11 protein-coding genes are annotated in these 14346 nt (G+C 64.0%); 8 read left to right on the top strand and 3 right to left on the bottom strand.

The window, feature by feature from the left end; all coding sequences use genetic code 11:
- Positions 1 to 2: 2 nt before the first annotated feature.
- Both argS and DU490_RS00470 read right to left on the bottom strand, forming a co-directional pair.
- Positions 3 to 1688 carry an arginine--tRNA ligase gene (argS, locus tag DU490_RS00475; RefSeq protein WP_114572380.1) on the bottom strand — a complete coding sequence of 562 codons (1686 nt, stop codon included), beginning with the start codon at positions 1686 to 1688 and terminating at the stop codon, positions 3 to 5.
- A 203-nt stretch (positions 1689 to 1891) separates the two neighbouring features.
- On the bottom strand, positions 1892 to 4132 hold the full coding sequence (locus DU490_RS00470) for a primosomal protein N' (RefSeq protein WP_258801072.1): 2241 nt from the start codon (positions 4130 to 4132) through the stop codon (positions 1892 to 1894).
- 146 nt (positions 4133 to 4278) lie between these two features.
- Here DU490_RS00470 and rpmE point away from each other — a divergent pair, with 146 nt between their 5' ends.
- Together rpmE and DU490_RS00460 are read left to right on the top strand one after the other, a co-directional pair.
- A complete protein-coding gene (gene rpmE / locus DU490_RS00465; protein WP_114572378.1) occupies positions 4279 to 4494 on the top strand; it encodes a 50S ribosomal protein L31 in 216 nt (71 codons plus the stop codon).
- Positions 4495 to 4760: 266 nt separating this feature from the next.
- Positions 4761 to 6032 carry a malic enzyme-like NAD(P)-binding protein gene (locus DU490_RS00460; protein WP_114572377.1) on the top strand — a complete coding sequence of 424 codons (1272 nt, stop codon included), beginning with the start codon at positions 4761 to 4763 and terminating at the stop codon, positions 6030 to 6032.
- Between the two features lie 77 nt (positions 6033 to 6109).
- Here the strand turns inward: DU490_RS00460 and DU490_RS00455 are convergent, their stop codons facing one another.
- Positions 6110 to 8638, bottom strand: a complete 2529-nt coding sequence (locus tag DU490_RS00455; protein WP_114572376.1) for a penicillin-binding protein 1A — start codon at positions 8636 to 8638, stop codon at positions 6110 to 6112.
- Between the two features lie 265 nt (positions 8639 to 8903).
- Here DU490_RS00455 and pilM point away from each other — a divergent pair, with 265 nt between their 5' ends.
- From pilM to aroK, 6 genes are all read left to right on the top strand, one after another.
- Positions 8904 to 9965, top strand: a complete 1062-nt coding sequence (gene pilM, locus DU490_RS00450; RefSeq protein WP_114572375.1) for a type IV pilus assembly protein PilM — start codon at positions 8904 to 8906, stop codon at positions 9963 to 9965.
- Positions 9962 to 10528 (top strand): PilN domain-containing protein, encoded by a 567-nt coding sequence (locus DU490_RS00445; RefSeq protein ID WP_114572374.1) that lies wholly within the window; start codon positions 9962 to 9964, stop codon positions 10526 to 10528. Before pilM ends, DU490_RS00445 begins: the two co-directional genes overlap by 4 nt.
- Positions 10525 to 11148, top strand: coding sequence for a type 4a pilus biogenesis protein PilO (locus tag DU490_RS00440; RefSeq protein ID WP_114572373.1), 624 nt, complete (start codon positions 10525 to 10527; stop codon positions 11146 to 11148). The genes DU490_RS00445 and DU490_RS00440 overlap by 4 nt, the downstream gene beginning before the upstream one ends.
- The gene (locus tag DU490_RS00435; protein ID WP_114572372.1) at positions 11145 to 11675 is read left to right on the top strand and encodes a pilus assembly protein PilP; all 531 of its coding nucleotides are present in this window, start codon (positions 11145 to 11147) and stop codon (positions 11673 to 11675) included. Before DU490_RS00440 ends, DU490_RS00435 begins: the two co-directional genes overlap by 4 nt.
- A gap of 86 nt (positions 11676 to 11761) precedes the next feature.
- Positions 11762 to 13801: a type IV pilus secretin PilQ gene (gene pilQ / locus DU490_RS00430; RefSeq protein ID WP_114572371.1), complete on the top strand. Its 2040-nt coding sequence runs from the start codon at positions 11762 to 11764 to the stop codon at positions 13799 to 13801.
- A complete protein-coding gene (gene aroK, locus DU490_RS00425) occupies positions 13801 to 14343 on the top strand; it encodes a shikimate kinase AroK (RefSeq protein ID WP_114572370.1) in 543 nt (180 codons plus the stop codon). The genes pilQ and aroK overlap by 1 nt, the downstream gene beginning before the upstream one ends.
- The last annotated feature ends 3 nt before the right edge of the window (positions 14344 to 14346 follow it).

Here is a 14346-nt window from a genome sequence, read left to right as displayed (position 1 = left end):
GTTTACATTTCCTCTGGGGCGCTGACGCCCATGAGGTCGAGCCCGTTGCGCAGCACTTGTCGCGTGGCGAGTCCCAGGGCAAGGCGGGCATTACGCAGCTCGTCGTCCTCGACCATTACCTTGACGGCGTTATAGCAGGAGTGGAACTCGGCGGCCAGGTCCAGCAGGTACTGGGCTACCTGCTGCGGCTCCCGCGCCAGGGCCGCATGGGAAACGACCTCCGGAAAGCGAGCCAGGCGGTTCATCACCGCCTTCTCCTGCTCCGCCTCCAGTTTTGCCAGGCTGACCATGGCGAGGTCGTGATCGAAATGCAGGGATTCGGCGTCGGCGCGGCGCAGCATGCTGCAGACCCGGGCATGGGCGTACTGCACGTAATAGACGGGGTTGTCGTTGGACTGCGAGCGTGCCAGGTCGATATCGAAGGTCAGTTGGGAGTCTGCCCGGCGGGCGGCCAGGAAGAAGCGGGTGGCGTCGCGTCCCACTTCGTCGATCAGGTCGCGCACCGTGACGTAGCTGCCGGCACGCTTGGAGAGCTTCACCTCGACTCCCGAGCGGGTGACCATCACCATCTGGTGCAGCACATAGTCGGGCCAGCCCTCGGGAATCCCGGCTTCCAGGGCCTGGAGGCCGGCCCGTACCCGGGTCACGGTGGAGTGGTGGTCGGCGCCCTGCTCGTTGATCACCGTGCTGAAGCCGCGCTGCCACTTGTTCAGATGATAGGCCACATCGGGCAGAAAATAGGTGTAGTTGCCGTCCGACTTGCGCATCACCCGGTCCTTGTCGTCACCGAAACGGGTGGTGCGCAGCCAAAGGGCGCCATCCTGCTCGTAGGTGTGGCCGTTGGCGATCAGCCGTTCGACGGCTTCCTCGACCTTGCCCTGATCGTAGAGGGAGGACTCGAGGAAGTAGACATCGAACGAGACGCCGAAGGCCTTGAGATCGAGATCCTGCTCGCGGCGTAGCCAGGCCACGGCAAATTCGCGAATCGCCTCCAGGTCGTCGGGGTCTGCCTTGGCGATGACGTGGCGGTCGTCGGCATGCACCGTCGCGCCGGCCAGGTAATCCTTGGCTACCTCGGCGATGTAGCCGCCACGATAGCCGTCGGCAGGCCAGGCGACACTGTCTGGCTCGATGCCCTTGACCCGAGCCTGGACCGACAGCGCCAGGTTGCTGATCTGGGCGCCGGCGTCGTTGTAGTAGAACTCCCGGGTGACGTCGAAACCGGTGGCTTCCAGCAGGCGACAGATGCAGTCGCCGAGCGCCGCGCCACGGCCGTGGCCCACGTGGAGCGGGCCGGTGGGGTTGGCGGAAACGAACTCCACCTGCACTTTCTGACCCTTGCCCGTCAGGTTACGGCCGAAGGTGTCGCCGGCCTCGAGTACCTGGCGTACCACCTGGGCGGCGGCATCGGTGGCAGCGAAGAAATTGATGAAGCCGGGCCCGGCGATCTCGACCTTCTGCACCGCGTCGCTGTCGGGCAGGGCCGCCACCAGCGTTTCGGCCAGCTCGCGTGGCTTCCTGCCGGCCGGCTTGGCCAGCATCAGCGCCAGGTTGGTGGCGTAGTCGCCGTGGGCCTTGTCCCGGGTGGGGTCGACCTTGATGGCGGGGGCGGCATCCACGGGTAGCACACCCTGCTGTTTGAGGTTGTCTAGGGCATTCTCGAGCAGGGAAACGATCGTTTCTTTCATGAAGTCTGTTGTCCTGTAGCGCCGGGCCCGCATCGGGGGAGGGTGACAGTGCGACTGGCGGGCGGACGCAGGCATGAAAACTCGCCCAGTAGGGCATGATCGCCCATTATCGGCAATTGTGTCTCGGCTTTAAACCCCGCTAGCAGGCAGGCTGTCGCAGAGAGTAGTGAAACCGCTGCTTGCCCCATGGCTTGGCGCTGCTGCTAGGAGAGCGTCTGGGGGTCTACATCCAGCGACCAGCGGGCCTTGCGTGCCTCGGGCGTCGCTTCCAGCCAGGCGGTGAGCTGGGCGCAGGCCTCATGGAGCTGGCTGCGCTTGTCGCTGGCCAGCATCAACTGTAGGTGGTAACGGTTCTGGCGCCGCTCCATGGGGGCCGGCACCGGGCCCAGGCAGTCGACGCCCAGCTCGCGTGCTTTCAGCCACTCGCGCAGCGCCGTTGCGGCACTGGAGGCCAGGGCGTTGGCCAATTTCTCCCTGGGGCTCTCCAGTCTCAGCAGGGCGAGAAAGCGGAAGGGCGGGAGGCCGGCGGCATGCCGCTCGGCCAGCAGTTGCTGTGCCAGGTCGTCATAGCCGGCTTCCGCCAGCAGCCGCAGGTGCGGGTCATCGTCGTGCAGCGTCTGCACCAGCACCCTGCCGGGGTGGGACGAGCGGCCGGCCCGGCCGGCGACCTGTACCAGCAACTGTGCGCTGTGTTCCAGGGCTCGGAAGTCGCTGGCATAGAGTCCGGCATCGGCGTTGACCACGACCACCAGGGTCACGTGGGGCAGATGATGCCCCTTGGCAAGCATCTGCGTGCCCACCAGCAAGCAGGGCTCGCCGCGCTTCACGTCTGTCAGGATCGCTTCGAAGGCATCGCGGCGGCGGGTGCTGTCGCGGTCGATACGATGCACCGGCACCTGGGGAAATAGGGCGGCCAGGGTCTCTTCGGTGCGCTCGGTCCCGCTACCGAGAGGGCGAAGGTCGCCACTTCCGCAGGCCGGGCAGCTGTCCGGGATCGGGCGCCGCTTGTCGCAGTGATGGCAGGCCAGTACGGGCGGCTGGCGATGCAGGGTCATGCGCGCATCGCAGTGGTCGCAGTCGGCCAGCCAGCCGCAGGCATGGCAGGCCAGGGTGGGGGCGAACCCCCGCCGATTGATGAACACCAGGACTTGATGGCCGGCGTCGAGAGTGCCGCGAATCGCCTCCAGCACGGGAGGGATCAGGCCGCCCTGGCGGGGTCGGCCGCGCAGGTCGACCAGTTCCAGCCGGGCCGGGGCGTGACGGCTGGCGCGCTGGGTCAGCCGCAGGTGGCGATAGGCACCGCTGCGGGCGTGGTGCAGGCTCTCAAGCGAGGGGGTGGCGGTGCCCAGCACCAGCGGGATGCCATGGTGGTGGGCGCGTGCCACGGCCAGGTCCCGGGCGTGGTAGCGCAGCCCCTCCTGCTGCTTGAACGAGCCGTCGTGCTCCTCGTCGACGATGATCACGCCGGGGTGGAGCAGCGGCGTGAAGATAGCCGAGCGTGTGCCAATGACGATGGGGGCCCGGCCGCTGGCTGCGGCTTCCCATGCGTCCAGGCGCTCGTTGTCGGTCAGTCCGGAATGTAGTGCCACCACCGGCACCTGGAAACGCTGGCGGAAACGGGCCAGTGTCTGGGGAGTGAGACCGATCTCCGGCACCAGCAGTAGTGCCTGCCGGCCGTGGCTCACTACCGCTTCGATAAGTTGAAGATAGACTTCGGTCTTGCCGCTGCCGGTGACGCCGTGCAGCAGGCAGGGGTGGAAGTAGTCCAGTCGCTCATGAATCGCCGCAAGGGCGGTTGCCTGCTCTCGTTTCAGCGGCAGAGACGGCTCGGCCAGCAGGTGGCCGCTGGCAGGCTGGGGTGAGGCCATCAGGGGCGTCTCGTGGCGCTCGATCAAGCCCTTTTCCACCAGGGCAAGCAGTTGTTCGCGGGAAAAGGACTGGGCCACGATCGCCTGGGTCGGTAGTCCATGGGAGTGCTGGCACAGCATGGTCAGCAGTTCGGCCTGACGGGGTGCGCGTTTCAGGCGTTCGTCGTCCGGGCGCCGGCCGCTGTCGGTGGCCTGCCACCGTTCGCGCATGCGGCCCGCCAGGGGGCGGCCTTGGCGCAGCAGTACCGGCATGGCTTGGTGCAGGGTGTCGCCCAGCGAATGCTGGTAGTAGCGGGCGGTGAAACGGCACAGCCACAACCAGTCGGCCGGCAGCGGGGACGCATCCAGCCACTCCTCCACCGATTTCAGCTTGGCCAGTGGCAGGTCGCTGTCGTGGCGACAGCTCTCCACCACGCCCACGACTTGACGCCGGCCGAAGGGCACCCGAACGCGAATGCCCGGCTGCCAGCCGTCGGGCGGTGGCGCCTGGCTCGGCCGGTAGTCAAAAAGTCGCCGCAGTGGCGTGGGGATCGCCACACGCAGTACGCGGGGAGTAATGCAAGATGAGTCGGGCAATTGGCCTCCGGCCTCGGCTCTGCTAGAATGCTCCGCCGTCGTGGCGCTTGGCGCTCCCGGCGGCAACCGGTTAGAGACGACAGACAACCCGTATGCGGTGCCTGGCAACGGATCAGGTGGCGGCATACCGCTCCATGAGGCTCAAGATGAAACAAGGTATCCACCCCGATTACAAGACGGTCACGGCCACTTGCTCCTGCGGCGCGACCTTCGAAGTCGGCTCTACGGTCGGCCATGACCTGTCACTGGACGTATGCTCCCAGTGCCACCCTTTCTATACTGGCAAGCAGAAGCAGGCGACCACCGGTGGCCGCGTTGAACGCTTCAACAAGCGCTTCGGAGCCGCCATCAAGCGTAACTGATCACGCGCTTGCCCGCGGCTACGGCCGAGAGGAAACCCGCCCAGGTGGCGGGTTTTTTTGTTCCGGCAACGTGTCTCGACAGCCTGGCGCACGCAGTGATAAGTAATGACTTATGACTGGCTTGTTGAGCATAAGTTACAACAAATGGCTTCGAATGGCCATGAACGGGCAAGAAAATGCACGAACGGGCCGGCCATTGAGGAGTGGAAGGTTTTTCTATATTCTGGTTTTACTTCCTATACGTTACACGGATACCGGATCACAGAATGACAGATGCCAAGAAGCAGGCCGCGCTGGATTATCACGCTAAGCCCATACCCGGAAAGCTCTCTGTGGAGCTGACCAAGCCCACTGTGACAGCTCGTGATCTCTCCCTCGCCTACAGCCCCGGTGTCGCCGAGCCGGTTCGAGAGATCGCTCGTGACCCGGAGAACGCCTACCGCTACACCGGCAAGGGTAATCTGGTCGCAGTGATTTCCGATGGCAGCGCCATTCTCGGCCTGGGCAACCTGGGGCCGCTGGCCAGCAAGCCGGTCATGGAGGGCAAGGGGGTCCTGTTCAAATGCTTTGCCGGCATCAATTCGGTGGATATCGAGGTCAATGCCGAGAGCCCCCAGGCCTTCATCGATACCGTGGCACGCATTGCCGACACCTGGGGGGGCATCAACCTCGAGGATATCAAGGCGCCGGAGTGCTTTGAGATCGAACAGGCGCTGATCGAGCAGTGCAGTATCCCTGTCTTTCACGATGACCAGCACGGCACTGCCATCGTCACTGCGGCGGGCATGCTCAACGCGCTGGATATCGCTGGCAAGCGACTCGAGGACGCCAGGATCGTTTGCTTGGGCGCCGGTGCGGCAGCCATTGCCTGCATGAAGCTTTTGATCTCCTGCGGCGCCCGCCCCGAGAACCTGGTGATGCTTGATCGCCGCGGCGTGATCCATGACGGGCGCGAGGGACTCAACCCCTACAAGGCGATGTTCGCCGTGGAAACCGACAAGCGTACCCTGGACGATGCCATCGACGGGGCCGATGTCTTCATTGGGCTGTCGGGCCCCAACCTGATGACGGCCAATCATATTCGCAAGATGGCGGCCAACCCCATCGTGTTCGCCTGCACCAACCCTGATCCCGAGATTAACCCCGAGCTGGCTCGTGAGACGCGCCCGGACGTGATCATGGCCACCGGTCGCTCGGACTATCCCAACCAGGTCAACAACGTGCTGGGCTTTCCCTTCATCTTCCGCGGCGCGCTGGATGTACGAGCCACGCGCATCAACGAGGAGATGAAAGTGGCGGCGGTGCATGCGCTGAAGGACCTGGCCCGCGAGCCGGTCCCCCAGGCGGTGCTCGATGCCTACGAGCTTGACCACATGGCGTTCGGCCCCGAGTACATCATTCCCACTCCGGTAGATGTGCGTCTGCTGGAGCGGATCACCTCAGCGGTGGCCCAGGCGGCAGTGGATTCCGGCGTGGCACGCCGGCCCTATCCAGCCCACTACCCGCTCAAGACCGTGGATGACGTCTACGGCAATTGATGCGTCTGCTTGTTCTGCATGTCGTTGCGCCGGCGCAGTGCGTCAAAGGTACGGGTCGGCTTGGCTGTGCGACCGGATCAGAAGATTGCCTCGTAGCTTCCGCTGCCCTGGGAGCCACTGCTTCGCTCGACCTCCTGCTCGATGCGGCGTGGCTCCATGTCCGGCAGATGGTCGGGGTGGAAGATTTCACTGATACCGCCGGACTGACCATCGGCTAGGCGTCGTCCGGTCTGGTCGTCGACCCTGGCCTGCACCAGACCGGAGGGCCTTTCGGACATGGCTTCAGGTCGGCCATCGAGGGCGTGTTCCATGAACTCGATCCAGATGGGCAGGGCCGCATTGCCCCCATATTCGGCGATGGACTCGTTGTCGTCCTTGCCGACCCAGACGGTTGCCACCAGGTCGCGGTTGTAGCCGGCAAACCAGCCGTCGCGCTGGTTGTTGGTCGTGCCGGTCTTGCCGACCACATCGCTGCGGTTGAGGCTGAGGGCGGCGCGGCCGGTGCCGGTTTCGATTACGTCGCGCAGCATATCGGTGAGGATGTAGACCGCCATGGGGTCGGCTACCCGGGGGGCGACCTGGTAGGCCCGGCCGTCGATTTCGACCTCGGACTGGTCGTCGCGACACTCGCGGCAGGCGACCATCGGACGGGCCTGCTCGACGAGGTTGTCATCGCTTACGCGCGTGACGCGCTCGATGAACCAGGGCGAGACCTGGAAGCCGCCGTTGGCCAGCACCGCATAGGCGTTGGTCATCTCCATTGGGGTCAGGTCTGCGCTGCCCAGCGCCAGTGACAGGCCGCGAGGGAGGCGGTCCGAGGCAAACCCGAAGCCTTCTAGGTAGTCGATGGTGGCGTCCAGCCCCAGCGTTTGGAGTATGCGGATGGTGACCAGATTACGCGAGCGGGCCAGGGCGACGCGCAGCCGTGTCGGACCGAGGAAGTCACCGCTGGCGTTTACCGGGCGCCAAATCTCGTTGCTGCCGTCCTGCAGCACCACCGGCGCGTCGTTGACCACGCTTGAGGCGGTCATCAGGCCGGTGTCGAGCGCAGCCAGAAAAACGAATGGCTTGAAGATGGAGCCTGACTGCCGCTGGGCCTGCACCGCCCGGTTGAACTTGCTGGCATTGAAGCTGAAGCCGCCCTGCAGGGCGAGAATGGCGCCGGTAGCAGGCTCCAGCACCACGATCGAACCCTCGGCGTCGGGACGCTGGGAAAGTCTCAGGCTATTGTCTTCCCGCTGCAGGATGCGGACCAGGTCGCCGGTGCTGGCGATCTGGGACGCCGAGCTCGGCTCTGGGCCACGTGCACGCGGGTTGCGATAGGCTCGGGCCCAGCTCAGGCCGCTCCATTCCACGGTGTGCAGTTCGCCACCGCGGGTCATGACCTGCAGTTCGCGGCCTTCGTTGGCGACAACGATAGCGGGCTGCAGCGGACCGAAACCCGGGGTGCGCTCCAGCACTCGCAGCCAGTTGCTGACATCGCCATCGACACCCTCGACCTCTGTTTGGCTGCGCTCGGCAGCCTGGCGGGCCGTTTTCAGTACTTCGGGCGACTCGGAAAGCTCCTCTTCCAGGCCGCGACGCTCGGTGCGCGCCTGGGCCTCGGCAAGGCTCTTCGGAATGTCGGTCTCTTCCGGGCCGCGCCAGCCGTGCCGGGTATCGTAGTCGATCAGGCCGTTGGCCAGGGCGTTGCGGGCAAAGGGCTGGAGTTCGCTATCCAGGGTGGTGTGAATGCGATAGCCGCCGGTATAGGCGTCCTCGCCGAACCGTTCTACCGCATACTGGCGCGCCATTTCAGCGACATAGTCGGCGTCTACCTCGACTTGGGCGACGTGCCGGCGGGCAGTGATGGGCTCCTGCACGGCGGCCTCGTAGCTGGCCTGGTCGATATTGCCGAGCTGGCGCATACGGTAGAGAATCCAGTTCCGCCGGATCAACGAGCGTTCCGGATTGGCTAGCGGGTTGAAGGCGGAGGGCGCCTTGGGCAGGCCGGCAATCATCGCCTTCTGGGCAAGGCTAAGCTCATCGAGAGTCTTGTCGTAGTAGACCTCCGCTGCTGCCGCGATGCCATAGGCACGGTTGCCAAGGAATATCTTGTTGACGTAGAGCTCTAGGATCTCCTCCTTGGTGAGGATCTGTTCCATCTGCAGTGCCAGCAGGATCTCGCGGATCTTGCGGGTGAAGGTCCGGTCCAGTGTCAGCAGGTAGTTGCGCGCCACCTGCATGGTGATGGTGGAGCCACCGGTCTGGATCTCGCCACCGCTGGAGGCCAGCTCCAGGCTGGCGCGCGCCAAGCCGCGCGGATCGACGCCGCGGTGGTCGAAGAAGGCGGCATCCTCGGCGGCGAGAAGCGCCTGGATGAAATCTTTGGGTATTTCGTCGAAGTCCACCGCCATGCGGCGCTCTTCTCCATATTCGCCGATCAGCTTGCCGTCACGGGTGAAGATGCGCAGGGGGGTATGCAGCTCGAAATCCTGGAGCTGACGCACGTCGGGCAGCCCGGGCGTGAAGTAGAGGGCTGCGCCGGCCACGCCGAGCAGAAGCGTGGTCAACAGCGCTATCAGCAGCCAGAAGGCCGAGGAAATCAGTGTCTTGATCCACTTCATGTAAAGGCGGTATCCGTGGTGTGAGCAGGAAGGAAAGGGCGACGATGGAGCTGCCTTCACTGGCTACGATCATTATATGAACCCAGGCCGTAGGTCACCAGCGTTGAGGGCGCGGAAGTCTAACTTTATGTAACAATGACCAATATCATGTAACCTCGTCCCTACAGAGCAGGGTATTATCTTTCTGAGCCTTATCGTTGAGACGATCTAAGGTGTATCGATAACAAGCGGAATACCGCGACTGATTACGCAGGTATATGAATTGATGCGACTCAGAGCCTCTGGCAAGGGGCTGATCGGCGTCGATATCACATCGGCAACGGTCAAGCTGATCGAGCTCAAGCGGGCCGGTTCCCATCATCAAATCGATAGTTATGCCGTCCGACCTTTGCGGGAAGGTGCCGTGGTCGAGCGGCGCATTCGCGATATGGGCGAGGTGGTCGATGCTCTGCGCCGTGCCGTAGAGAGCGCGAGGCCGTCGTCGAAGCTCGCCGTGGCTGCCGTTCCGGCCAGCGCCGCGATCACCAAGACGCTGACGCTACCCGCTTCGCTCAATGACGATGAGATCGAGGCGCGCATTCAACTCGAGTCTGACAAGCATATTCCCTTTCCGTTCAGCGAAGTCGCCTTCGACTTTCAGCGGCTGGGCCTCAACGCCCGCTACGCCGACCAGCAGGACATCCTGCTGGTTGCCTGTCGTCAGCAGGATGTCAATCAGTTGACCGATGCGCTGGTTCAGGCGGGACTGACACCGGCGGCGGTGGATGTCGAAACCTTTGCCATGGAGCGCGCCTTCACCGAGCTTCGCCATCAGCTGCCACCTGCCGGTGGGGACGACGACTGCGTGGCACTGGTCGATATCGGAGCGACCATGAATGCCTTTCACGTCGTGCGTGAAGGGCGCATTACCTACAGCCGGGATACCGTCTTTGGCGGGCGACAGCTGACTGAGGAGATCCGCATCCGCTATGGGTTGACCCTTGAAGAGGCCGGCCTGGCCAAGAAGCGGGGGGGGCTACCCGAGGATTATCAGGTCAGCGTGTTGGCCCCCTTCCTCGACGCCCTCGTCCAGCAAGTCGGCCGCTCACTGCAGCTCTATTACACTGCCGGTCGCAAGCACGAGGTGCGGCGCATGGTGCTGGCCGGCGGGTCGAGCGTAATTCCTGGCCTGGCGGAGCGGCTGGCCCAGGAGAGCGGGATGGAGGTCGTGATTGCCAATCCCTTCCTGCGCATGCGGATCAATACCCGTATCGACGTCCAGACCCTGGCCAGTGATGCGCCCGCCATGTTGACGGCATGCGGCCTGGCGATGAGGTCGGCACCATGACGATCGAGATCAACCTGCTCGCGTGGCGGGAACAGCAGCGGGAGCGTCGCAGCCGACGCTTCTTCATGGCCATGGCGATGGTGGCGGTTCTGGGCATGGTGGGGGGGCTGGGCATGACCTACCACTACCAGGAGGCGCTATCAGCTCAGGAGCAACGCAATGCCCATATTCGTGAGAAGATGCAACACCTGGAGGATGATATCCGTTCGATCAGCGAATACGAGGCGATTCGTGAGCGCATGATCGGCCAGATCGAAGTCTTCAGCGACCTGCAGTTGGGGCGCTCCCAGACGGTGCATGTCTTTCGTGACCTCGCGACCAGCCTGGTTGACGGCGTGCACTATACCGAGCTGAGCCGACAGGAGAGCCGGCTACGACTTTCCGGGCGTGCCGAAAGCAACCACCAAGTATCCGATCAGCTGCGTGGGCTGTCCGCCGCCGCCTCTCTATCCGAACCGGTGTTGTCGGAAGTGGAAGCCGATGGCGGCGCCAGGCGGCGCTTCAGTCTCAGTGTTGTCCAACTGACGGGTCAGCCTGTTGGCTCTGATGAGGAGGCCCCATGAGTCTGCAGGCTGAGCTGCGTCGCTTACGCGAGCTCGATTGGCGTGAGCTGGATATAAAGGAAGCGGGCACCTGGCCATGGCTGCTGCAGTTGATCTGCTGTGTGCTGATCTTCGGCCTGACCTTTGCCGGCATGCACTGGTATCTCGCCAGCTCCAAAGCGGCAGAGCTGCACCAGGTGGAGGCGGAGGAACAGCAGCTGCTGCGTGACTATCGTAACCGGGCCGCCCAGGCTGCCAGACTGCCGGATATGCTCGAGCAGATGGCGGTGCTCGAATCCCGCATGGACCGACTCACGGCCATGTTGCCATCGGGGGCGGAGATTCCGTCGCTGATCGACAGCATCAGTGAGATTGCCATCGACAATCAGCTGTCGATCGATTTCATCCGCCTGCGCGGCACCGTGGCGCGTGATTTTTATATCGAGCGGCCCTTCGACATTCAGGTGGAAGGGCAGTATCACCATATCGCTGCCTTCCTGGCCGGCATCGCATCCCTGCCGCGTATCGTTACCCAGCATGACTTTACCCTCACGCCGGTAGAGGGTGGTGAGCGCCTGAGGTTGTCGATGCTGGCACGCACCTACAGCTATCTTCCTTCGTCACAGGAGGCGTCGCCATGAGAGAGAGACGACGCCACTGGCTAGCGGCTAGCGGTGCCATTCTACTTGGCCTGGCTGGTTGTGCGGATCCTCAGTTATCGTCGCTCGACCGTGAGCTGGCCACGATTCGCGCCAATCCTGGCACGCCGAAGCCTCTGGAGTTGCCGGAGGTGCCAAGCTACGAGGCGACACCCTATCAGCAAGGGGATCGTCGCAGCCCTTTTCGGCCGCAACTGCCGGAGCCGGAAGCGGCGCCGGTTGGCGATGCCGGGCTGGCACCTGATGCCGACCGGCCTCGCGAGCCCCTGGAAGCCTACCCGTTGGAGGAGCTGGAGCTGGTCGGCGTGCTGGCCATGGGTGGGCAAACCAATGCCCTTATCCAGGCCCCGGATGGCGAGGTGCATCGTTTGCAAGTCGGTCGCCACATGGGGCGCGACCACGGCAGGATTGTCAGTATCACCGGCTCCTCGGTGCAACTGGTGGAGCTGGTGCCCACGGGCGGGGGCGGCTGGGTAGAGCGCAATACGCGTATCGCGCTGGACAACTAGAGCGGGACAACGAGAAAAGACGGCTGCATCACCGCGTCCGAACAGGGGCGTGGTCTCAGGCGGGGGGAACGGGAACGATGAGACAGATGATTCGCGCAATGGCAGGGCTTTGCCTGCTGGCAGTGTCCTCGGTGGTGCTGGCGACGACGACACTGACCGACCTGGATTTTCGACAGGGCGAGAGCGGCGAACTTCAGGTTGACCTGACGTTCAGTCATGGGGTGCCGGAGGTTCGCGGCTATCGGCTGGACGAGCCCGCGCGGCTGACCATCGACCTGGTCGATACCACCAATCGACTGGAGCAGCGCCGGATGGAGCTGGGCATCGGCGGCGTCGAGCAGGTCACCGCCCTCGAGGCGGGGTCGCGTACCCGCCTGGTCTTCAATCTCGAAGGCCCGCTGCCCTATGACACCGCCCAGCAGGGTGATCGTCTCAGGCTCTCCATTGGCGGTGGAGGCGCTGCGCCGATGGTGACGGCCGCGCAGCCGCCGAAGCCTCGTCAGGCGCCTTCGGCTCCCGCCAGCGGTAGGCCTACGATCGAAGAGATCGACTTTCGGCGCGGCGAAGGTGGCTCGGGTCGGCTGATCGTTACCTTCGACCGCGCCGGCGTCGATGCGCGGGTGCGGGAAGCGGGGCGCAATCGTATCGTTGCCGAAATGCGCGACGTGGCGCTTCCGGCATCCCATGACCAGGTGCTCGACGTCAGCGACTTCAATACGCCGCTGCGTCGGATTACCCCGCGGGCAGGCCGTGATGGCGTGACCTTCGATATCGAAGGCAGCGGCGAATTCGCCTTGCTCTCCACCCAGAGCGGCCGGCAGCTGACTATCGAGGCGCAGCCCGTTACCCAGGCCGAACGCGACCAGCGGGTGCGCCAGCAATTCCCCTATACCGGCGAGCGTATCACGCTCAATTTTCAGGATATCGAGGTCCGCTCGGTGCTGGCGGTCATTGCCGACTTCACCGGCCTCAATCTCGTTGCCAGCGACAGTGTGACCGGGCGTGTGACCCTCAACCTCCAGGACGTGCCATGGGATCAGGCGCTCGACCTGGTGCTCAAGAGCCATGGCCTGGCCAGTCGCCAGGAAGGTAATGTCATCGTCGTGGCTCCTGCCAGCGAGCTGGCCAATATCGAGCGTCAGGAGATCGAGGCCAGGACGCAGGTCGAGACGCTGGCACCGCTGGTCTCGGAATACGTGGAGGTCAAGTACGCCCGGGCCGAGGATCTGGCCCAGCTGCTGCGCGGTGGTGACGGCTTCGGCCTGCTCACCGAGCGTGGCCGGGTGGCGGTGGACCAACGCACCAACATGCTGCTGATTCAGGACACCGCCGATCAGGTTCAGGAGATCCTGCGTACCCTCGGCCGGCTCGACGTGGCGGTGCGTCAGGTGCAGATCGAAGCGCGCATCGTGATCGCCCGGGATGGCGTGACCCAGGAACTGGGCGTCAACTGGGGGGCATCCTCGACACGCGGGTTTCGGGCGGCGGATGATGGCACCTTCGTGAGTCGCGATATCAACCCGGACGGGCTCAACCGCGCGCGCGGCAGCTTGGCCGTCGACCTGGGCAGCGCCAATCCCATGACCAGCTTCGGCTTCGGCTACCTGTCGGGTGATATCCTGCTCGACCTGGAGCTTCGCGCCCTGGAGACTGAGAGCAGGAGCCAGACGATCTCCCAGCCGCGCATCATCACGGCCAACCAGCGCACGGCTGTCATCCGTCAGGGGGAGGAGCGTGCCTTCCAGACCATCAGTGACAACGTGCCGCAGATCGAATTCAAGGAAGCCGTGCTCTCCCTGGAGGTTACGCCGCAGATCACCCCGGACAACCGCATCATCATGGATCTGGTAGTGACCAACGACAGCTTCCGAGATGTGGCAGCGGGCGAGCCGCCCATCGATACCAGCAGCATCGAGACCCAGGTGTTGGTCAATAACGGTGAAACGGTGGTACTGGGTGGCATCCTGACCACCGAGCAGCTGAGCCGGTTGGCCAAGACGCCCTTCTTCGGTGACCTGCCTGTGCTGGGAAGGCTTTTCCGGTACAATGAGGAAAGCAGCCAGAAAGTCGAGCTGCTGGTTTTCATTACTCCACGGATACTCGAAGACGGTCTGGCGATTCGCTGATGCAGGATTTGCCCAATCTGATACTGGTCGGTCCCATGGGGGCCGGCAAAAGTACCATCGGCCGCCTTCTGGCGGCCGAGTTGTCACGTGAGTTCTTCGATAGCGACCACGAGATACAGTCTCGCTGCGGCGCCGATATCCCCTGGATCTTCGACGTCGAGGGCGAGGTTGGTTTTCGTCAGCGCGAAGTGCAGATGATCGAAGAGCTGACCCGGCTCGACGCGGTGGTGATCGCGACGGGTGGCGGCGCCGTGCTGAGCGAGGAGAACCGCCGCCGGTTGCGCGAACGGGGCACTGTGGTCTACCTGTTCACCACCGTCGAGCAACAGCTCAGGCGGGTGGCCAAGGACCGTAATCGCCCCCTCTTGCAGCGTCCCGACCGGGAAGCGACCCTGCGCGAGATGTTTGAGCTGAGAGATCCACTCTATCGTGCCACTGCCGATGTCGTGGTGCGCACCGACCGGCGTAGCCCACGCGCCGTGGTAAACGAGATCGTGCGTCGCATCCAGCGGCTGGTCGACCCCCTTCAAGCCAAGGCCTGACGC

Source organism: Halomonas sp. DQ26W (assembly GCF_003339685.1).
Classification (GTDB): Bacteria; Pseudomonadota; Gammaproteobacteria; order Pseudomonadales; family Halomonadaceae; genus Halomonas.
Note: the sequence above shows the minus strand (reverse complement) of the source record. Positions and strands in the feature narration are given on the sequence as shown.